Here is a 740-nt window from a genome sequence, read left to right as displayed (position 1 = left end):
TCATAATAGTCTTCCAATTCTCGGGTTGCATGATCATATAGTTCAAAAAGGACGTCATTACCCCATCGACTGTACAGTTCGTCTTTAAAACCGATTGTTTGTTGCTTAAAGTCTTGCTCCAGAAGATGGGATAGTGCTTGAATCGGTGTGGAGATAACGCTCTGTAATTGGGATTGGCTCACATTGGCCCAACTGTTCCCTATTGCTTTCGGAGGCTCGTCCACTTGGAGATTATTAGCTTCTCTGTCTTGAAGTAGAGATAAGAAGCGTTGTTTCAACTGCATTAGTGGTATCTGTCGTTGACCCGTTGCGTTCATCTCACTCAACAGGGCCTGAGTGAGTACCATTTTGTATGATTTCTGCTTCTGAGTGAACAGTTTGGATAACTCTGCTGGCAATGCTATGGGGATCACCTGGTTTCCTTGGACTGAGGCTTTTGTTATTCAGTGGATATATTCGCCAGTTAGGGATAGGGGACCTGCTTACTCAAGGGCATATTTTAGAACTGTCGAAGAACCAATACACTCTTTTGAGTAGTTCAACATACAAAATATTCCTAGATTTATCATCCGAACGAAACCAAACGTTTGTTCTTGCGTATGGTTGACTAAATCATGTTAATACGGAGGAAAAACAATGAGCGAAACAACCACTTCTAAACCAATGATCAATTCTCACAACAATCTTACTTTTACAGAGAGAACTGGAAGGCTTGTCCTTATAACTACCATACTGGGCAT

General features: G+C 41.5%; 1 pseudogene. It reads right to left on the bottom strand.

Features of this window, described 5'->3' with window-relative positions:
- A pseudogene (locus AC1DWB_RS36585) lies at positions 1-398 on the bottom strand (MrcB family domain-containing protein); the annotation flags it as partial.
- Positions 399-740 lie beyond the last annotated feature (342 nt).

Source organism: Paenibacillus sp. P4_E11 (genome assembly GCF_056401635.1).
The sequence above is the reverse complement of the archived record's forward strand: the minus strand, read 5'-3'. Positions and strand labels throughout refer to the sequence as shown.